Raw genomic sequence first — 18,664 nt, 5'->3', positions numbered from 1 at the left:
TGTAACCTTCAGCCGGGCCGGGTCTTTACCCGGCCTTTTATTTTTTTATGAATACAGAATTCATTATTATCCATAACCCCTCAGCCCGGAGTAGTAATTTTATCACAAAGCGCAGCAACAATTGAATTATCATGCAAACACTCCTTGTCGATGAATCACTACAAACATTTTCGGCACAATAGCCATAATTCCCTAACTTCCTTTTGGGGAATCCATTGCACACTTTCACCGGTATGGAAAAATTCCTAAAAAGCCCCGGCGCCGGTAATGCATTGTACAACTTTTACATCCCACAGGTATGAATTTTGTTGTGCCAGCTAGCGGGAGTTTTTTTGCTTTTCTGTATTATTTAATCCTTTTCAATCACGCATTGTAAGTCTACGTTCTAGTGGCAGAAACAATTTTACAAGAACCCAAACGCCATTCCCGCTGGTGGAGATGGCTTTTATGGATACTCGCGTTTATACTCATCCTCCCGGTGATGGCCGTACTATTGCTCCAACTGGACAGCGTGCAGGACTACCTTCGCCGTCAGGGAGTGTCCTATTTAGAACGTAAGCTGCACACTAAAGTAAGCATTGGATATGTACACGCCCGGGGCTGGGACTACCTGGAATTGCGCCAGGTTTACATGGGAGATCAGGCCAGGCAAACACTTTTCTATACCGGCTCCCTCAAAGTACACTACAACCTGCTTTCTCTCCTGGCTAAAGAATTGCGCATTAATAAAGTAGAGTGGGATACCCTTCAGATCAATGTATACCGCCACAAAGGCGATGCTTCGTTCAACTACCAGTTTGCCGCAGACGCCTTTTCCAGTAAGGATACCACCACAGACACCTCTGGCGGAACTTCCATCACCTTCCACATCCGCGACATTTCGCTGCGCCATGCGCACCTGAGTATGATAGATGAAGAAGGCGGCCTTACGGCAAATGCAAATTGGGACACGCTCTACCTAAATCCGGACGACCTCTTACTAAACGATGGACTCTATACTTTCCGCAACATTACGATAGCGGGCCTGGGAGGCGTGTTTCAACAAACCTACCTTCCTAAAACTTCCACCACAGCAGGTACGCCGCCGCCCCCAACTTCCACGTCGGAAAAAGCGACCCCCTTTCACCTCATCATCAAAAATCTTAAAGTAAATAACAGTGGTTTCCATTATGGCGATGAAGGCAGCGGCATGGCCGTCTCGTTCAACCTGCATGCCTTGCGGATGGCCGATGCTAATATTGATGTCGCCGCCGCCAAAATATTACTCGGCACGATCTCCCTGGATAGCGCCCGCGCCGGCCTCGTAATGGATGTTCCCAAAGATACCCTCATCTCTAAAACTCCAGCCAGCAGCACCCCTACGGTAAACTGGCACGTGAATGTTTCAGAAGTGGGCATTACCCGCACCGGCCTTACCTACAACAATGGCAAACCCACCGAAGTAGTGGCGGGCGCAGACCCCAATTATAACCACCTGGACTTGAGCAGTCTGGATGCCAAAGTGATGAATATCCGTTATAGCGCCGATACTATTGCCGCCTTACTGCATCATTTGGCCGTACAGGACAAAAGTGGTTTTGCCGTGAAGAAAGCTAGCATGGACCTGCTCTTCACCCCCACTCAACTAAGCCTGCGCAATCTTTGGTTCCAAACCAACCAATCGCTACTACGGAAATACATCGTCGTAACCGTGCCTTCCTGGGCTACACTCAGTAAGGATATAAACAAGCTGCAACTGGAAGCCCTGATCGATTCTAGTCACATTGCCCTGGGCGAATGGCTGCCCTTTGTTCCGGATGCAAGAAAAAATAAAAGCATGCAGCCCCTGTTCCGCAAGCAATTGGACCTGCATGCTACCCTGAAAGGTAGCATGGATCATCTTATTATTAGTTCCCTGTATGCAGCAGACAACGATGGTAACATGTTAAAAGCCGCCGGCAGCGCAGACCATATCACCGATACAAAAAATATAAGCGCTGCCTTACCCATGCTGTACGCCCACACTGGCAACAAAGGCATTCGTAGTTGGTTACCGCCGCATACCATCCCCGACTCCATTCGCCTGCCGGAAAACATGCTCATTACCGGCAATTTCTTTGGCGGCCTGGAAGACCTTCAAACAAAACTTTCCGTGACCAGTGATATTGCCATTGCCAGCCTGAACGCCCATCTGGTGCATATCCTGGACTCTATCCGTGCAGTGTACGATGTGCAGGTACCCCATTTTCATGTAAACCCCGGCATTATGATTTACAGCCCCACCATCGGCTGGATAGATGGTAATTTGTTGGCCTCCGGCCAGGGCTACGTAATGGCCAGAATGCAAGCCAAAGCTGCCCTACAGATAAATGAAGCCACTTTTAATAACTACACCTATCACGATGTTTCCCTGAAAGGTGATATCGCCAAAGGTCTTTTCAATGCTGGGGGCCTGAGCAATGATAGCGCTATGCAATTGGACTTTACCACCTCCGGCCAGCTCTCCGATACTGCCCTGAGCGCCTTACAGGCAGCATTTCATATTACACATGCTGACCTATTTACCACCCACCTGTATAGTGACACCTTGCTCCTAAAAGGAAATTTGAACGCAGATTTCAGCAACATTAACGCTTCCCAGTTGGAAGGTAAGGCCTTACTTACCGGCTGGCAGTTGGGCATCCATAATAAGATTTATCCCATAGACACGGTACTGCTAACAGCTCATTATACCGATCAGCAACAGCTTGCGTTGGAAGGACCTTTTGGATTCCTGCATGCCTGGGGTACAGTAGATTATCGAAATTTTGGCAAGCTGGGACAAATGGTACAACGGCCCCTCTTGGCCCGCAATACTTCCAGCAAATTTATTCCTCCCCGTGGTCAGTTCCTCGGTTGGGATGCTGCACTCACCATCCCCCACAGCTTGCAACCATTACTGCCCACCCTGCACATACCCAATCCCGTACAGGTGAGTGGACGCCTGAATTCCGATAGTAGCTTGCTGGCCCTGCGCATATTCCTGCAGTCCCTGCGGTACGATTCCCTGACAGTAGACAGCCTGCAGTTGGTGGCCAATGAGCAAGACACCACGCTCGATGCCACCGTAACACTGGCAAGCCTGCAAAGCAGTATTACACCACTATATCATTCAGAAATCAATGCCCACGCCGCTGGCGGTACTATAGACTGGCGCGTGCGCCTGAATGATATTACCCAAAAACCCCGCTACGACCTGGCCGGAGAAGTACGCTTCCTGTCGGATAGCATTACCGAACTCTCTATTAAACCAGACCTTTTACTGAACCGCCTGCAATGGCGGGTAGACGAAAATAATGTAGCCCGCCTTAAAGCCGGCAAACCCGATAGCATTAACCTGAAGCTGAGCCAGGGCGCACAGTCTATAGCCGTGGAGACTCAACAGGAAGCTAACAGTAACGTTCCTGCCTTGAACGCCACGATCAAAGATTTTCAGTTAGCCACCATTACCGGCATGGTGTCTAACGATACCCTGCTGGCCGCCGGCGTACTCAATGCCAATGCTCTTATCAGCCAGTGGGATAAATCCCCAAAGGTGAGCGCTCAATTAAAAATAGACAGTCTTGCCGTATTAAATACGCCCGTAGGCAACGTAAACGCCACTGTGGAAACCCCACAGCCCGATCAATATAAACTGGCAGCCACCGTAAAGGGTAATGAGAATGATATAAAACTAGCCGGCACTTACGATAGCACGATCAACGCTGCTCTGGATGTCAATAACCTGAATTTAAAATCGCTGGAGCCTTTCACCATGGGCAACGTAGCCCGTATGCACGGCAACGCCAAAGGCCACTTCGACATTACCGGCACTACAGCAGCGCCAAAAATTTTGGGCAACTTACATTTTAACAACGCCGGCGGCGTTATCACTTACACCGGTACCCCGCTTACGCTTCCGGATGAAGATATCGTGATCGATGAAAAAGGAATTCAATTCAATAAATTGGTCATCCAGGACAGCCTTATGAGTGAGCTGGTAGTAGACGGGCGAATTAATACCACAGACTTCCTGAAGTATCGTTTTAACCTGACCATCGATGCCAATAAATTTATGATATTAGGTAAGCAGCAAAATCCTAATCAATTATATTACGGTCCTGCTTACATTGATAGCCACATAAACCTGCGCGGCGACATGAACCTGCCGCGGGTAGATATGACCTTAAAGCTGCTGGAAAATTCTTTGGTAAACGCTACACTTCCTACTAGCCAAGTGTCTGCAAGCAACCGCGAAGGGGTAATTGAATTTATAGATAAAGACAACCCCATAGATTCTTCCCTGCTAGCCAGCAAAGACTCTACGAAAACCCCCAGCTTTAAAGGCGTGATTTTTAACGGCGTGCTGGAAATAGATCCTAAAGCATCTATCAAAATCGTGATAGATCCACAGAACGGCGACTATGTTTCCGTGAAAGGCGACGCTTCCCTCAATGCCAGCATGACACCCTCAAATGATATCAGCGTTACCGGCCGTTATGAAATCAGCGAGGGCAAATATGAAATGTCTTTAAACCAACTTATAAAACGCTCTTTCGATATTCAGAAAGGAAGCTTTCTTAATTTTAGCGGAGATCCTATGAATGCTGATCTCGATATTACGGCAAAATATACTGTCAATACTTCCGCTATTAACATTCTCGAAGATCAAATTGGCGGAGCCACCGGCGCGGCCCGCAATCAATACTTGCAAAAACTTCCTATAGAAGTATACCTAGAAATAAAAGGTGATCTTAAACGCCCCCAAATTTCTTTCCGCCTGGATATGCCAGCCAAAGACCAGGGCGCATTCAGCGGAATGGTGTATGCTCGTTTAAAACAGATCAATACCGTAGAATCAGACCTGAATAAACAGGTGATGGCGCTACTTGTTCTCAATACTTTCCTGGCAGACGACCCACTTTCCTCACTGGACAACTCTAGCGGTGGCGGCGTAGATCAGATGGCTCGCCAAAGCGCCAGCAAGCTCATTTCCCAACAGCTTAATAATTTTGCGGGCAATCTTATCAAAGGCGTAGATATCAATTTCGACTTGCAAAGTTCACAGGACTACCACTCCGGATCTGCCCAGGACAATACAAACCTCAATGTGGGCGTTTCCAAAAAACTTTTCAACGACCGGCTGAAGGTTTCTGCAGGTTCTAACATACTGCTGGAAGGCGATCAGCAAAACGCCAGCTCCCTGATTGGCGATCTTTCTGTAGAATACCAGATCACTAAAGATGGTCGCTACCGCATTCGTGTATATCAAACCAACCTAAATGACGTAACCATTCAGGGTCAGGTAGTAGAAACGGGCGTAGCCTTTGTACTGGTGGTAGACTATAACCAGTTTAAGGAAATATTCCAACGCGCCGCTAAGGAAAAAGAAGCAAAACGTCTGCGTAAACAACAACAGGCAGACCAAAAGCTGATAGAAAAAGAATCGCAGCAACCAACAACACCGCAGCCCTAACAGGAAGGCTGTTCAAGACCAATTGATTTATTACACCTCATTATAAAAGCCATCGATTTTTGATGTTAACGTATTACCGAAATATTTTTCTATTTATATGCTCCTGCCTACTTTGTTATGCATGTAGCAGCACCAAATCCGTTCCCGAGGGAGACCGCTTGTACACCGGCGCCGCCGTCAAATGGAAAAGCGATAAAAAAAATAAAAAGCCTTCCGACTTTAGCTCGTTGTCCGACGGGATGAATAACGTAATACGTCCCAAGCCCAACAAAAAATTCTTAGGCATGCCCATTCGCCTATGGTTATACAACCTGGGCCACGAACCAAGGGGTAAAGGTCTTAATTACCTGCTGCGTAAGAAATGGGGCGAAGCGCCCGTGCTGGTAAGCTCCGTGAAAACACAAATCACCTCAGACCTGTTACAACATTATCTTGAAGACAATGGCTACTTTCAAAATGAATGGAGCGCCGCCATTAAAAATTCCGGTCGGAAAAAAGCATCCGCCATTTATACCGTGCAACCCAACATTCGCTACCACATTAAAAGCGTTCGGTGGGAAACAGATACCTCCACTAAAGTAGGCCGCGACTTTGCCCGCACGAACAACAAGCGCCGTACCCTGCTCAAAATTCACGATCCTTACAGTTTTGATATCATTAAACAGGAACGGGAGCGCATTCAATCGCAGATGCGGAATAATGGTTACTTTTTTTTCACAGCAGACAATATCCTGGTACAAGTAGATAGTACTAATAATGGGGAGGTAGACCTCTTTGTGAAAATTAAAGATAATACTAACAAACTGGCTACCAGGGCCTATTACATGCACGACATTACTATCTATCCCGATTATTCGCTGACGGATAGTACGCAATCGAAAGGGCCTGTAACCTTGTATAAAAACTTTCGCATTATTGATCCAAACAAGGAATTTAAACCCATCGTCTTCGATCGCACCATGGTACTGCTTCCGGATAGCTTGTACCGTTTGCGCAAACATGATGCTACTTTACAGCGGCTCGTAAGTCTGGGAACCTTTAAATTTATCAAAGCGCAATTCAGGCCTTTTTCCCGCGATAGCTCGCTACTGAATGCCTCTTTTTACCTGACACCTTATCCAAAACATTCCCTGCAATTTGAATTAAGGGGTACTTCAAAATCAAACAACTTTGTCGGCTCCGAAATTGCCGTAAGCGCCAAAAACCGCAACTGGTTGCACTCCGCTACTTTGTTGGAACTAAACTTGTCTGCGGGCTTTGAAGTGCAGAATGGTGGACAAAGCATTGGTAAAAACTCTTACACACTGAAAGGGGAGGTGGCGGCTACTTTCCCTCGGTTCATCACCCCCTTCCGCATTAACCCGCCCACACCTTATGTTCCCCGTACGAGGCTTAGCACTTCTTACGAATTATGGAGTCAGCAAGACCTGTACAAACTGAATTCGTTCACCTTGCAGGCTCAATATCTGTGGAAACAAACGCGTAACGTTTCGCATGTTTTTTCACCTATCTCTATCACCTTTGTGCTACCAACAGATACCACTTCAGCATACGATAGCATCATCCATTACGACCCATCCCAAAAAGCTGCATTGGAAAAACAATTTATCCTAGGAAGCAATTATACTATCACGTTCAATAACCAGAGCGATAAACGTGTGCATGGTTTTTATATTAGCGCCAATGCAGATGTAGCCGGTAACCTGGCAGGACTGTTTCTGAAAAAAAATCAGGGCGATACTGCCAAAGCCTTGTTGGGCGTACCTATTGCACAATACATACGTTTCCAGCTAGATGGCCGCTATTACTGGAAATTATCCAAAGGTATTACTTGGGTAAACAGGGTTTTTGCTGGTTATGGTTTGCCCTACGGCAATTCTCAGCAACTGCCTTTCGTGAAACAATATTTTACAGGCGGAGCCAATAGTTTGCGCGCATTTCGTGCTCGTACATTAGGTCCCGGCGCTTACAGGCTGCCGGACTCCGTAAGCCGTTATATTGCGAACGAATCAGGAGATATAAAGCTGGAGCTGAATTCTGAATTACGCATGCACCTGGTAAGCGTAGTAAATGCCGCGCTGTTTGTAGATGCCGGCAATATCTGGACACAAAAATACATTGCTGACCAGCCAGGCAGCCAATTTCATTTTAGCAATTTTGGCTCACAAATGGCCGTTGGCACCGGGATAGGGCTGCGGGTAGACGCTTCCATCGTAGTAGTACGCCTCGATCTGGGTATCCCACTCCGTAAACCCTGGCTAGATCCAGGACAGCGATGGGTCATTAATAAAATAAATTTTGGAGATTCCGATTGGAGAAAGGAAAATATGGTCCTAAATATCGCTATTGGTTATCCATTCTAAACTGTAAAACTTAAAAAAACTTTTTTTAACTAAAAGCCCGCTGTAATTGAGTTACAGCAGGCTTTTAGTCAAAAAATAATCAAGAAGTATAAATATATTAATCAATTTATATATTTAAATCAAAACTTTCATTATCTTTGTTTCCATATGCAATAAGCCCATACAACAGGGCGTTGCCAAAGACCCATTTTAGTCAGAGCGAATGATGAGTGACTATTGAGACCCAGATTCTGTGTAGTGAGCAATTTTACTTCCGCAATTAACATACTTAGTTTATATACTTCATTTTATTACCTATTATACCTAAACATGGCATTTTTTTTTGCCACATTTATCCCTATGCTAGCCATTAACGGCACTTATAAAAGTGCCGTTTTCTTTTTTAATAAATTACCCGAATCAGTCTGGCATTGCGGGTTTTTAACCTTAATTTTAAGAAAGAGCTCATCATGACACCCATTGCTTTTCGGCGTATCCACTCATTTTTTTTGTTACTCATTTGCTGTTGTACCAGCTTTGCTTGTAGTCCCCGTTTACAGCAAGAGGGCCAAGCCTCGTTTTATAGCGAAAAGCTGGAAGGCCACCACACCGCCAGCGGAAGCATCTACCACGGTAACGCTCTTACCGCAGCTCATCCAACCTTACCATTTGGCACCAAAGTAAAAGTAGTGAACCAGGCCAATGGGCAGTCTGTTACTGTACACGTTACCGATCGAGGTCCCTCCGCCAGCACAGGCCGCATAATAGATCTCTCTCACAAAGCGGCAAAAAAACTGGGAATGCTTACAACAGGAGTGGCACATGTGGAACTTTATTATAAAAAGAAAATATAACGTTAACGAACATACGATTTTATATAACGGAACCGCCTGCACGATTATCATGCTCAAAAAAGAGCAGAAGAATTTTTATCGATCTTTTTTATTTTATGCAAATCCCTTCTAGAAAAATTATAATAATTACCTCGGCCCTATGCAGGATGATGAACGCCTTCTGCAATCTCTTCTACCATTTTCTTACAAAATGCCGGTAAGTCTTCCGGTTTGCGGCTGGTTACCAAACCATGGTCGGTAACTACTTCTTGATCTACCCATTGTGCTCCGGCATTTTGTAAATCTGTTTTAAGGCTAGGCCAGGAGGTTACAGTACGGCCCTTTAGCTCCCCAGTTTCCAACAAGGTCCATGGTCCATGGCAGATAGCAGCAATGGGCTTACCTGCATTGAAGAAACCACCCACGAAAGCCACTACTGCCGGTATAACCCGCAGCTTGTCCGGATTCATTACTCCTCCCGGTAGCACCAGGGCATCGTAATCTTGTGCATTCACTGCATCAATGGTTTTATCCACTGCATACTCGCCGCCCCAATTGGTGCTGGCCCATGCCTTTACCTTGCCCGCTTTAGGGGCAATAACATGTACCTGCGCACCGGCATCTTCCAATGCTTGCTTCGGTGCTGTAAATTCTACCTCCTCAAAGCCATCCGTTATCACAATGGCTACTTTTTTGTTACTTAATTGCTTTTCCATAAAATTGTTCTTAAAAGGTGTATAATTTGTTCGTACGAGATGAATTGATATACAATGTTTTCGAAAAACAATGCCATTTTGTTGACTAAGTCAAATGTTTGTTTATTGACTCTATCAATAACATTACACATCAATTATTTTTAATGCCATGACATGGGTAGTTCCACCTATTTCTAAACTGTTCCTTATCTGGCTCATGCGAATAATTCCGGAAGCATGCTACAAATTTTCTTATTAAAACCTTCAACCTGATTATCCATGATTTGAATTTTTTTTCCTGGATGGATTATAGAGCGATGCCCACCTGTTTTCTTTTTGCATGATGAGGTCTGGTATGAGCAAAGCTGCTATGGTCCCATGTGTTAACCCATTTCCTGCATCGCCGGTAACAATAAATACATTGTCCTTGTCTCCCGGATTACGACCTATGAAGGCCAGCCCATCCATCGGTTCCATCACCTGCCCAAACCAACGGTAAATCACTTCCGCTGCCATAGGAAAATGCGTACGTGTCCTTGCCTCTAGTGCCGCATACCTATCATCCCCAAACTCCCGGTTTTCAAAGGCCAAACCGGTGGGGTGATCTTCTCCACCCACAAGCAGGAGATCATAAGTATTATTATACGTGGCGGTGCGTACATAATGATAAGGGGATAGCAAGCTTTTTGCATGTTGGTCGCCGGTATCCCACCACAACGCTTGTGGCAAGCTGTCTTTTGGAATGCGCAGACCAATGACGTAAGTGCGATAGGCAAACTGCTTTCCGTGCATCATATTTCGGTCATTCACCGGATTATTGGTTGCTATTACCACATAGCGCGCCTCTACCCGGAAGCCCTGTTGGGTGCTGATGCCTCCAGTGTAAATATTATCTGCTTGAGTACGGGTGAATATCTGCGCCCCCTTTTCCGCAGCAGCATTGGCCAATCCTGTAATATATTTCAGGGGTTGAAACTGGGCCTGGTGCATAAACTCAATGCCCTCTTGGTGTCCATGCCTGATGCCCGGAATGAGATCCAACCATTTCACCGGCAAACCTGCATCCATGGCAGCTTCGTATTCTTTGTGCAGGTTATAAGGCTGATCGCTGCTATGAAGTAATAAATAACCCGGTACCCGCAGGAACTCGGCATCTATATTTTCCGTTTTACATACTAATTCTATGAAATCAATAGCTGCGCGATGACTATCTGCCGTCATGCGGGAAAAGTCCTTTCCAAAAATCTTTTCTATTTTATAATAACGGCTGTCTAGTGCAGTAGACAGATGAGCGGTGCTGTGCACCGTTTCGCCACTGCCCAAATCGCCTTTCTCTACAAGTACCACTTTCAGGCCCAGCGTCACCAGGCTATAGGCAATGCTTATCCCTGCTATACCACCCCCTACAATTACTACATCCGCTCGAAGATCTTCCTTCAGGGGAAGACCCTGGAAATAGGGCACAGTATGCTTCCATACACTTTCCTGAACACTATAAAATTTATTCTCTATCGGTGTTTCAGCCTGATCCATAATTTTAAGTGATTTCAATCGGCCTAATACAAAAACAATTCCTCTACGCGAAAACCCTTTATTACCAATGACTGTAAGTAAACAAAGCGGTGGCCGTCACGGGCATTTTGTTGCTCACGTTGAGGATAAAAGCAAGCTTCCAGTTAGCTCCCACACAAAATTAGGGGGGCTACCCTTCATCAAAAGTTTTGTATTTATAATGATAAACTAATCATGGTATTCAAATTGCATGACCGTTTACATTTATCTTTACTGTGTTTTTTCAACGGAATATATGAGCATACATCCCGTTCTTCCTGGCGCTATGAACCCTTTCCGGCACCGCCGCCAGCGAAACATTAGCTATAACCCGGTGACCAGCTCCGCTACCCGGCAGGAGCCAAACGTGGTTAAGATTACCGTTTATGATTTTAACCAGGCGGATTGCAAAATTTTGCAACTGGAACATATAGAAGATACTTTCCCGTATAAGGACAGTTCTACGGTAAGCTGGATTAATATAGACGGTCTTCGCCGGGAGGATATTAAAAAGCTCTGCGACTATTTTGGCGTACACTTCCTGCTAGCAGACGATATTCTGAGCGTGGGACAGCGCGCTAAGATGGACGAGATAGGCGATTATCTTTTTGCACTCCTGCCTATGCTATACTTTAATTACCAGTCTCACACCGTGGAACAGGAACAGGTAAGCATTCTGCTGGGCAAGAACATCGTTATATCTTTTCAAGATGATCCGGAAAAAGACGTATTCAATTCTGTCAGGGAGAAATTAAATATTCATAATTCAAAGCTTCGCAACGGTTCTGCGGATTTCCTGGCCTACTCCCTACTGGACGCTATTGTAGATAGCTACTTCCACGTGGTGGATAAACTGGCAGAACGCATTGAATTTGTAGAAGACCTGGTTCAACGCGACGCCAGCAAACGCACCCTGGGCCGCATTAATTTCCTGCGGCATGAAATGCTGACCTTCCGCCGCGCCATCTCTCCCGTGCGCGATGTGATCAATGGCTTCCTCAAAAGCGATAGCGAATTATTACACGACACCGTTGAAAAATTTTTCAAAGATGTTTTCGATCACATCATTCAGGCCAACGACACGGCCGAAAACTACAGGGAAATGGTACTAAACCTGCAGGAAATGTATCTTACCCAGGTAAATCTGAAGATGAACGAGGTTATGAAAGTACTGGCAGTAGTAACCACCCTCATTGCTCCACCTACGCTTATAGCCGGCATTTACGGCATGAATTTCAAAAACATGCCAGAGCTGGAAACCAAAAACGGCTACTACGTAGTGCTTGCCATTATGGTAGTGATTTTCGTTAGTATGATTGCTGTATTCAAAAAAAGGGGTTGGTTTTAGTAGACAGTGCCAGCTAGCAGGTACAATAATATTCTATTTAATACTTTGCAGATAAAAGTATAAACCATATAAAAAAGCGTATATCTTAGGAATATACACTTTTTTCAACATTCCTTGCCATATTCAGGCTATCCTGCTTTATTTCCTTTTATATACTGGTACAGTACTGCATGGTTCTCCATACATAATACTTTTTACAACTGGTTTTAGCAGTCGCGTAATTTCTGTGTAGGCAAGTGCCCCAATAGGTAGGTCTCCACAACCTTTTATGACCACTCGCTTATCCACAAAATTTGCTATCGGCAGGGTTTGCAGACGTTGTAGAAACTGTACGGCATGTAATAGCTCAATGCTACCCGCCAATGCAAAGCTAGCAACAGGCTCCAGATAAGTCATTACCAGCATATAAGCCCAGGAAGGGATAATGGCATCGACCGAGCAAAGAATCGCTACATTTTTATCCTGGAAGGGCGTCCAGTCCAACTCCTGTAAGGCTGCCCTGAAATCTTTTTCCTTCAGAATCATTCCCATAAAAAGGTGATCCTTCATATCAAAAACAAGGGTTTCACCCTGCGGAAAATAATCCTCCAGGTTAATGGTTTCCAGGCCACTGGCAGCTACTTTATTCACAATTTCTTCCATAAACCGGTTTTATACTATTACAAATTTACTAAAAACAACAAAGCCACGCTTGCGGCGTGGCTTTGTAAAATATCCGTTTATAAAACGACTACATAAATTTAGAGCGGGTGTCTTTCACATCGGCTTTGTCTTTCAATACTTCAAACAGGCTGTTGCTCAAGGTACCTTGAATACCCTGTTCGTAAGATGCTTTCACATTATTGATATCCTGGCCATTCTGGGCAGGCACATAAGCATTTACTTTGATCACATATACACCAGCGTTGCCCGGGATAGGAATGGAGGCTTTGGCAGTACCCCATGCTTTGTTAAAAGCGGCACCCACTACTTTTGGTTCAAAACCAAGTGAGGCAACAAAAGGAGTGGCAAAGTTTACTCCTTCTGCCTGCATTACTGGCTGATTGGTAGCAGTAGCAGCAGCTTCTACAGAAGACGCATTACCTAGTTTGGCAGTAATTTGCGCTGCCTTCTTTATTCTTTTTACTTCTGCTTCTACCAATGGTTTTACTGCAGCAAGTTTTGCAGTACCGGCTTCGCGTGCTTCGGTAAGAACAGCTACGGCATATTTGTCTTCCAGGGTGAAAACGCTGCTCACGTCGCCCACTTTAGCGTCGTAGGCCCATTTCACTAATTCACGGCTGGAACCTAATCCATTTATAACAAAATCCATTGGGCGGATATTATCTGCCACCCGTTTGGTGCCCTTTTCCTGAGCGCTTTTGTTAAAAGCTGCTTGTGTACGATTGTTAGCAGCAAAACTACTGGCTTCGCTAAAGGCGGCACTGTTTGTTTCCTGGCTAGCTTCTACAGTTTTAGACAGGTAAGCCACTTTTATAGCCGGTCCTATATTTTTAACCTCGATGATCTTTACGATGGAATAACCAACGGGTGTTTTAATCACTTTTAAAGATCCTGCCGGATTACTCAGCACATAATCGTTCAGTTCCTTTAGTTGCTCAGGAAACGTTTGCATGGGCGTAATATCATACTCACCGCCATTTTGTTTAGAACCCGGGTCGTCTGAAAGTTGCATGGCCAGGGTTTTAAAATCGGCGCCACCATGGATGGCTTCCATAATACTGTCTGCACGTTTTTTAGCAATAGAGTCCGACTGCGTTTGAAGGCTGATCAGAATGTGACCAAATTTTACGCTATCCGGCATTTGTTTACGATCTACTAACTTTGCATATACAATTTCATTGTTATCATAGTAAGGCCCGAAAATCTGACCAATACCCAGGTGTATAATGGAATCTTTCTGCGGCACCATGATTTTACTTTCGGGGGCAAAAGCATCGAAAAATTTCTGATCAGAGTTGCGATTAATTAAACCTGCAACATCCTTAGTGGTATCCATTTCCTCTTTTAGTTCTACCAGAGCTTTCAGGGCAGCAGCAGTGTCGGCAGGAGAAGGAGTGGCGTCAAAAACCATATATTCAACCTTGCGGGCTTCTTCTGTTTTGAACAATGCTTTATGGTTATCTATATAAGCCTGTAATTCGCCATCGGATACTTTTACCGTAGAATCGGCAATGCTCGTGTAAGGCACATTTACATAGGTAATATTAGCATTGGTGCTATTATCTTTTAACTGCTGGGTGGCCAGCCAGTTGGGGAGATACACCGCTTGTTTCACCAGGCTGAAATATTTCTGGCGGAGTTGGGACTTGATAATATCATCCTCTATCTGCATTAGTTCAGCTGTACCCTGACCGGTTTTATCATTTTTAATATTAGCAAGGGCGGCGTCTGCCTGAGCGCGGTTAAACTGACCCGTCTGCGGATCCGTAAAATACTGCATCCAAATAGGGCTAACATTTTTACCCGTCAGCAAGTCACCCAATTCATCATTGGTTACTTCAATACCCAGGGCTTTATATTGGGCACTCAGTATTCTTTCACTCAGGAGTTGGTTCCAGGCATCTTCCCGCAGTTGCTGGCGTTGCTGCTCATTCAACGCTATACCACCCATCTGGCGGCGATACTGCGTTTCATTTTTCTGGATAAGGTCATTGTACTCGGTATAATCAATCTCCTGACCGTTCACCTTACCGGCGGCGGTGGATTTTCCCATTAATGACCCTCTTCCAAAGAATGCTTCCTGCAAAAGAAACCCAACAATAGACAAGCAGATAATCACAATGATCGCCACTGCATACTTGTCCCTGATTTTCTGAATAACTGACATATTATATTATAGGTATAAATTTGAAAGGTAGCAAAAATAGAATAAAATAACTGTAACTGCAAAATTGGGTTTCATAGCTTCAAATGCCCTATGGTAAAGGGTCTCCGGCTATTTAAGGCTTTCATGCTTTTTAGATCAATGCACAGGTTATCCACAGTTTTATTCTTACAGCTATGTAAGATGTGTAAAAAGTTCGACTTTTAAAAGCTAATACCAGTAAGGATTTGAATTATTTTTAACTGCACAGTCTGCTAATAGCTTTTTACACATTTTATAAACGTTACCAGCACTATCCACCACAGGTTGTGCATAACCAAGGCCTGCTTTTTAAAATATTTAATGAAATTCATCCTTACCACAAGACAGGTAAAAACAGCTAATTTATCCACATTATGCGTGCACAACCAGGAGGGAATCTCCAAAAATCGGGGGAAACAACCCCTCCAAATGCCGCATAACTAAATTTGTTTTCGGTTTTTAAAAGGTGTAGCCGTGTTAGGGCTGTGCAATTCACCTACTTCATGCACAACTTCTTCCTATTATACCCCTGGAAAGATACCCACGCTCCAGGATATTCACCAGTGTGGATGAAGTAGGTGAAATGTAGTGCCAGCGCGGAAAAGGGTATGTTAATTTCTTGGGGATTACGGCAGGCAAAAGAATAACAACTAACTTTGTATCAGGTCAAAAAATATCTTTCCCACATATCCACCCCCCTAATAGTAGTGGGTTTTTATTTATTTAAAGAAAGAAAAGTTATTACTTATGATTACAGATTTTGCATCCGCAAAGAAAAATTTGCAAAAGAATGGATTTTTAGATATAGCCGTGGATGTGCGCCTGGATCTGTTCGCGGAAATCAAAAGGTTGAAAAAGGAAAAAAACGCCATCCTGCTAGCGCATTACTACCAGGAGCCGGATATTCAGGATGTGGCAGATTTTATTGGTGATAGCCTGGGCCTGGCCCAACAGGCTGCTAAGACAGATGCAGATATCATCGTTTTTGCAGGCGTTCACTTTATGGCCGAAACTGCTAAGATCCTTAATCCCCATAAAAAGGTGCTACTGCCAGACCTAAAAGCTGGTTGCTCCCTGGCAGACAGTGCACCGCCGGAGCTGTTCAAAAAATTCAAAGATCAATATCCGGACCACCTCGTGGTTTCCTACATTAACTGCAGCGCCGGTATCAAAGCACTTAGTGATATCATTTGCACGTCTTCTAATGCCGAAAAGATCATTGAAAGTATTCCGGCAGACCAACCCATCATCTTTGCGCCCGATCGCAACCTGGGGGCTTATTTAGCGAAGAAAACGGGTAGGGACATGGTGCTGTGGAATGGCGCCTGTATGGTGCATGAAATATTTTCCCTTGAAAAAATTACCCGCCTTAAGGCCTTGCACCCAGGTGCCAAGGTAATTGCACACCCAGAATGCGAAGCGTCTGTGCTGGAAGTGGCCGATTACATTGGATCTACTACGGGCTTGCTGAAGTTTAGCCGGCGCGACGATGCGCAGGAATATATCGTGGTGACTGAAACGGGTATCCTCCACCAAATGCAAAAAGATAATCCATTAAAAACATTCATTCCCGCACCACCTAATAATGCATGTGCGTGCAATGATTGTCCACATATGAAGTTGAATACCCTGGAGAAGCTTTACCTGTGTATGGAATACGAAACACCTGAAATTACTATGGAGGAAAACCTCCGCCTAGCTGCCAAAAAACCTATTGATCGTATGCTCGAGATCAGCGCACACTATGGTTTATAATAAATTAATTAATTGATTATCAATAATATAAAATATATTATTATTACACTAGTTTTTTATTATTTAGAATCATTGAGCATTAACCACATCGGTTTAAGTAAGAAGAATATTGATTATTCAATTCTATAGGCGTTCATGATATTAATAATGTAAGTATTGTTATGCACAATGTTATTGTCTTTATACACATTTAAAACACATTTTTAAGGCAGTTAAAAAATGCTAGTGTGCATTTCTTCCGAAGACTTACCTAGTAATTTTTTTGCTAAATTTCATTCATCCTTTGGGCCGTTATTGTAGGTATGCACGGAAGCAGCTAATCTTAGCATATAAGTTTCCTGACATTTTAAATGGCTAAAGCTCTTTTATAAGGGATAGGGGTAAAGTAAATAGTTGTTAAGGAGCTGATTTCTCCGCCTAGGTAGGAGCTACACTAAGCAAGATATTATTTATTAATTATGCTCTTGGTATTTTTACAAGGGCCGATTGACTAGTAATAAAAAGAGGTATGTTTTATACCTCTTCTACCCAAATATGTTCTGCTTCTGTTTTACGAAGCGATAAATTGTAACCTGCCACCAAAATGGAGATGGGATCTCCTAGGGGGGCAATCTTTTCAACTTTTACCATTTCTCCGGGCACGCAACCCATTTCCATGAGTTTTATGTGTATTTCGTCTGATTCAAAAGAAATGATAGTTGCCTTTTTTCCTTCGCTTAAACGGGATAGCCTGATCTTATCTTTTTCCATACATATCATCTCTTAAATAATGATATTGTAAAGGTAGCTGGACTCAACCAATATGCAAAAAGCAGACGAAGGATTACGAGTTTTTTAGCATTAATTTTACACTCGCATCTTATTGTTTATCAATAAAACCCTTATGCAAATTATATGGCTATACTTTTTTCTGAACAAACTGTGAAGGCCCGGCTTACCAACAAACTTAGATTAAAATCATTTATTAAAAATTTATTTCAACGGGAGGGACAGGGGGTCCGTCATTTACAATACGTGTTTTGTACGGATGCCTTTTTGCTGGAGATTAACAAGCAATTCTTGCAACATGATACTTATACAGATATTGTAACCTTTGAACTTTCGGATGATCCTTTGGAAACGGAGGGAGAAATATATATTAGTGTAGATAGGGTAAAAGAAAACGCAGATCAATACAATACCTCTTACGAAAGAGAGCTGCACAGGGTAATTTTTCATGGGGCTTTGCATTTGTGTGGTTTTGGAGACAAATCTGAGGAGGAGTCCAATATCATGCGTGAGAAGGAAGAGGAATATTTGAATTTATATTTTCCAGTATCATGACCTTGATCTTTTATATAGCCTTGTTAGTTATTAGAATCAACATTTGGATTATACTTTTTTGTAGTGGAAGAATTTTTTTATACCTGAATTTGCAATAATATACTTGGCACTCTTTACATAACCTTACGTCCTTACATTTATAATAAGTGTGCTTTAATATTGGCTTTTCTTGGTCTAAACTTAACTTATACTTACTTTAATAATGCTGTATCAATTTTGTATTAAGGAGAGGTGAAAGTCTTTTATCCCTGGAGCGAGTGTTGGATTTTACAAAATTTACCCTTCCTAGAAATATGTTTACATATTGCGCACTGCATTTTAATTAGTTGCTGCAAGACTCAACCATTCCAAAGAAGAATACGGGAAATGCAATTAAAAATGCTAGGTGTGGCTATAAGTATTAAAAAGGGTATATGTCTGTAAGAAGTGAAGCAAATACTTATAGTGAATTTGTTTTATTATTCAAGTATTAAATAAAGGTACCAGGTATGGATAA

The 18,664-nt window shown here is 43.6% G+C and carries 11 protein-coding genes; 6 read left to right on the top strand and 5 right to left on the bottom strand.

Annotated elements, in window-relative coordinates; genetic code table 11:
* Positions 1-388 precede the first annotated feature (388 nt).
* From GA0116948_RS03810 to GA0116948_RS03800, 3 genes are all read left to right on the top strand, one after another.
* Positions 389-5,473, top strand: a complete 5,085-nt coding sequence (locus tag GA0116948_RS03810) for a translocation/assembly module TamB domain-containing protein (RefSeq protein WP_123891749.1) — start codon at positions 389-391, stop codon at positions 5,471-5,473.
* Between the two features lie 62 nt (positions 5,474-5,535).
* A complete protein-coding gene (gene tamL / locus GA0116948_RS03805; protein ID WP_089709200.1) occupies positions 5,536-7,836 on the top strand; it encodes a translocation and assembly module lipoprotein TamL in 2,301 nt (766 codons plus the stop codon).
* Positions 7,837-8,285: 449 nt separating this feature from the next.
* Positions 8,286-8,669 (top strand): septal ring lytic transglycosylase RlpA family protein, encoded by a 384-nt coding sequence (locus GA0116948_RS03800; protein WP_089709559.1) that lies wholly within the window; start codon positions 8,286-8,288, stop codon positions 8,667-8,669.
* A 137-nt stretch (positions 8,670-8,806) separates the two neighbouring features.
* Here GA0116948_RS03800 and GA0116948_RS03795 read toward each other — a convergent pair whose 3' ends face one another.
* Together GA0116948_RS03795 and GA0116948_RS03790 are read right to left on the bottom strand one after the other, a co-directional pair.
* Positions 8,807-9,364, bottom strand: coding sequence for a type 1 glutamine amidotransferase domain-containing protein (locus GA0116948_RS03795; protein ID WP_089709198.1), 558 nt, complete (start codon positions 9,362-9,364; stop codon positions 8,807-8,809).
* A 252-nt stretch (positions 9,365-9,616) separates the two neighbouring features.
* Positions 9,617-10,876 (bottom strand): NAD(P)/FAD-dependent oxidoreductase, encoded by a 1,260-nt coding sequence (locus GA0116948_RS03790; protein ID WP_089709197.1) that lies wholly within the window; start codon positions 10,874-10,876, stop codon positions 9,617-9,619.
* Between the two features lie 274 nt (positions 10,877-11,150).
* Here GA0116948_RS03790 and corA point away from each other — a divergent pair, with 274 nt between their 5' ends.
* A complete protein-coding gene (gene corA, locus GA0116948_RS03785) occupies positions 11,151-12,242 on the top strand; it encodes a magnesium/cobalt transporter CorA (protein ID WP_089709195.1) in 1,092 nt (363 codons plus the stop codon).
* Positions 12,243-12,380: 138 nt separating this feature from the next.
* On the opposite strand, the gene GA0116948_RS03780 is transcribed toward corA, so the two are convergent.
* Entirely contained in the window at positions 12,381-12,884 is a 504-nt protein-coding gene (locus GA0116948_RS03780; protein WP_089709193.1) for a DUF2480 family protein, read from the bottom strand.
* Between the two features lie 88 nt (positions 12,885-12,972).
* Positions 12,973-15,072 carry a peptidylprolyl isomerase gene (locus GA0116948_RS03775; protein ID WP_089709191.1) on the bottom strand — a complete coding sequence of 700 codons (2,100 nt, stop codon included), beginning with the start codon at positions 15,070-15,072 and terminating at the stop codon, positions 12,973-12,975.
* Between the two features lie 765 nt (positions 15,073-15,837).
* Between GA0116948_RS03775 and nadA the strand changes: the two genes are divergently transcribed.
* Positions 15,838-16,845, top strand: coding sequence for a quinolinate synthase NadA (nadA, locus tag GA0116948_RS03770; RefSeq protein ID WP_089709189.1), 1,008 nt, complete (start codon positions 15,838-15,840; stop codon positions 16,843-16,845).
* 513 nt (positions 16,846-17,358) lie between these two features.
* On the opposite strand, the gene GA0116948_RS03765 is transcribed toward nadA, so the two are convergent.
* Positions 17,359-17,595, bottom strand: a complete 237-nt coding sequence (locus GA0116948_RS03765; protein ID WP_089709187.1) for a FeoA family protein — start codon at positions 17,593-17,595, stop codon at positions 17,359-17,361.
* Between the two features lie 144 nt (positions 17,596-17,739).
* Here GA0116948_RS03765 and ybeY point away from each other — a divergent pair, with 144 nt between their 5' ends.
* A complete protein-coding gene (ybeY, locus tag GA0116948_RS03760; RefSeq protein ID WP_089709185.1) occupies positions 17,740-18,168 on the top strand; it encodes an rRNA maturation RNase YbeY in 429 nt (142 codons plus the stop codon).
* The last annotated feature ends 496 nt before the right edge of the window (positions 18,169-18,664 follow it).

Origin of the sequence: Chitinophaga costaii (genome assembly GCF_900094705.1) — a bacterium.
GTDB lineage: Bacteria > Bacteroidota > Bacteroidia > Chitinophagales > Chitinophagaceae > Chitinophaga > Chitinophaga costaii.
The sequence above is the reverse complement of the archived record's forward strand: the minus strand, read 5'-3'. Positions and strand labels throughout refer to the sequence as shown.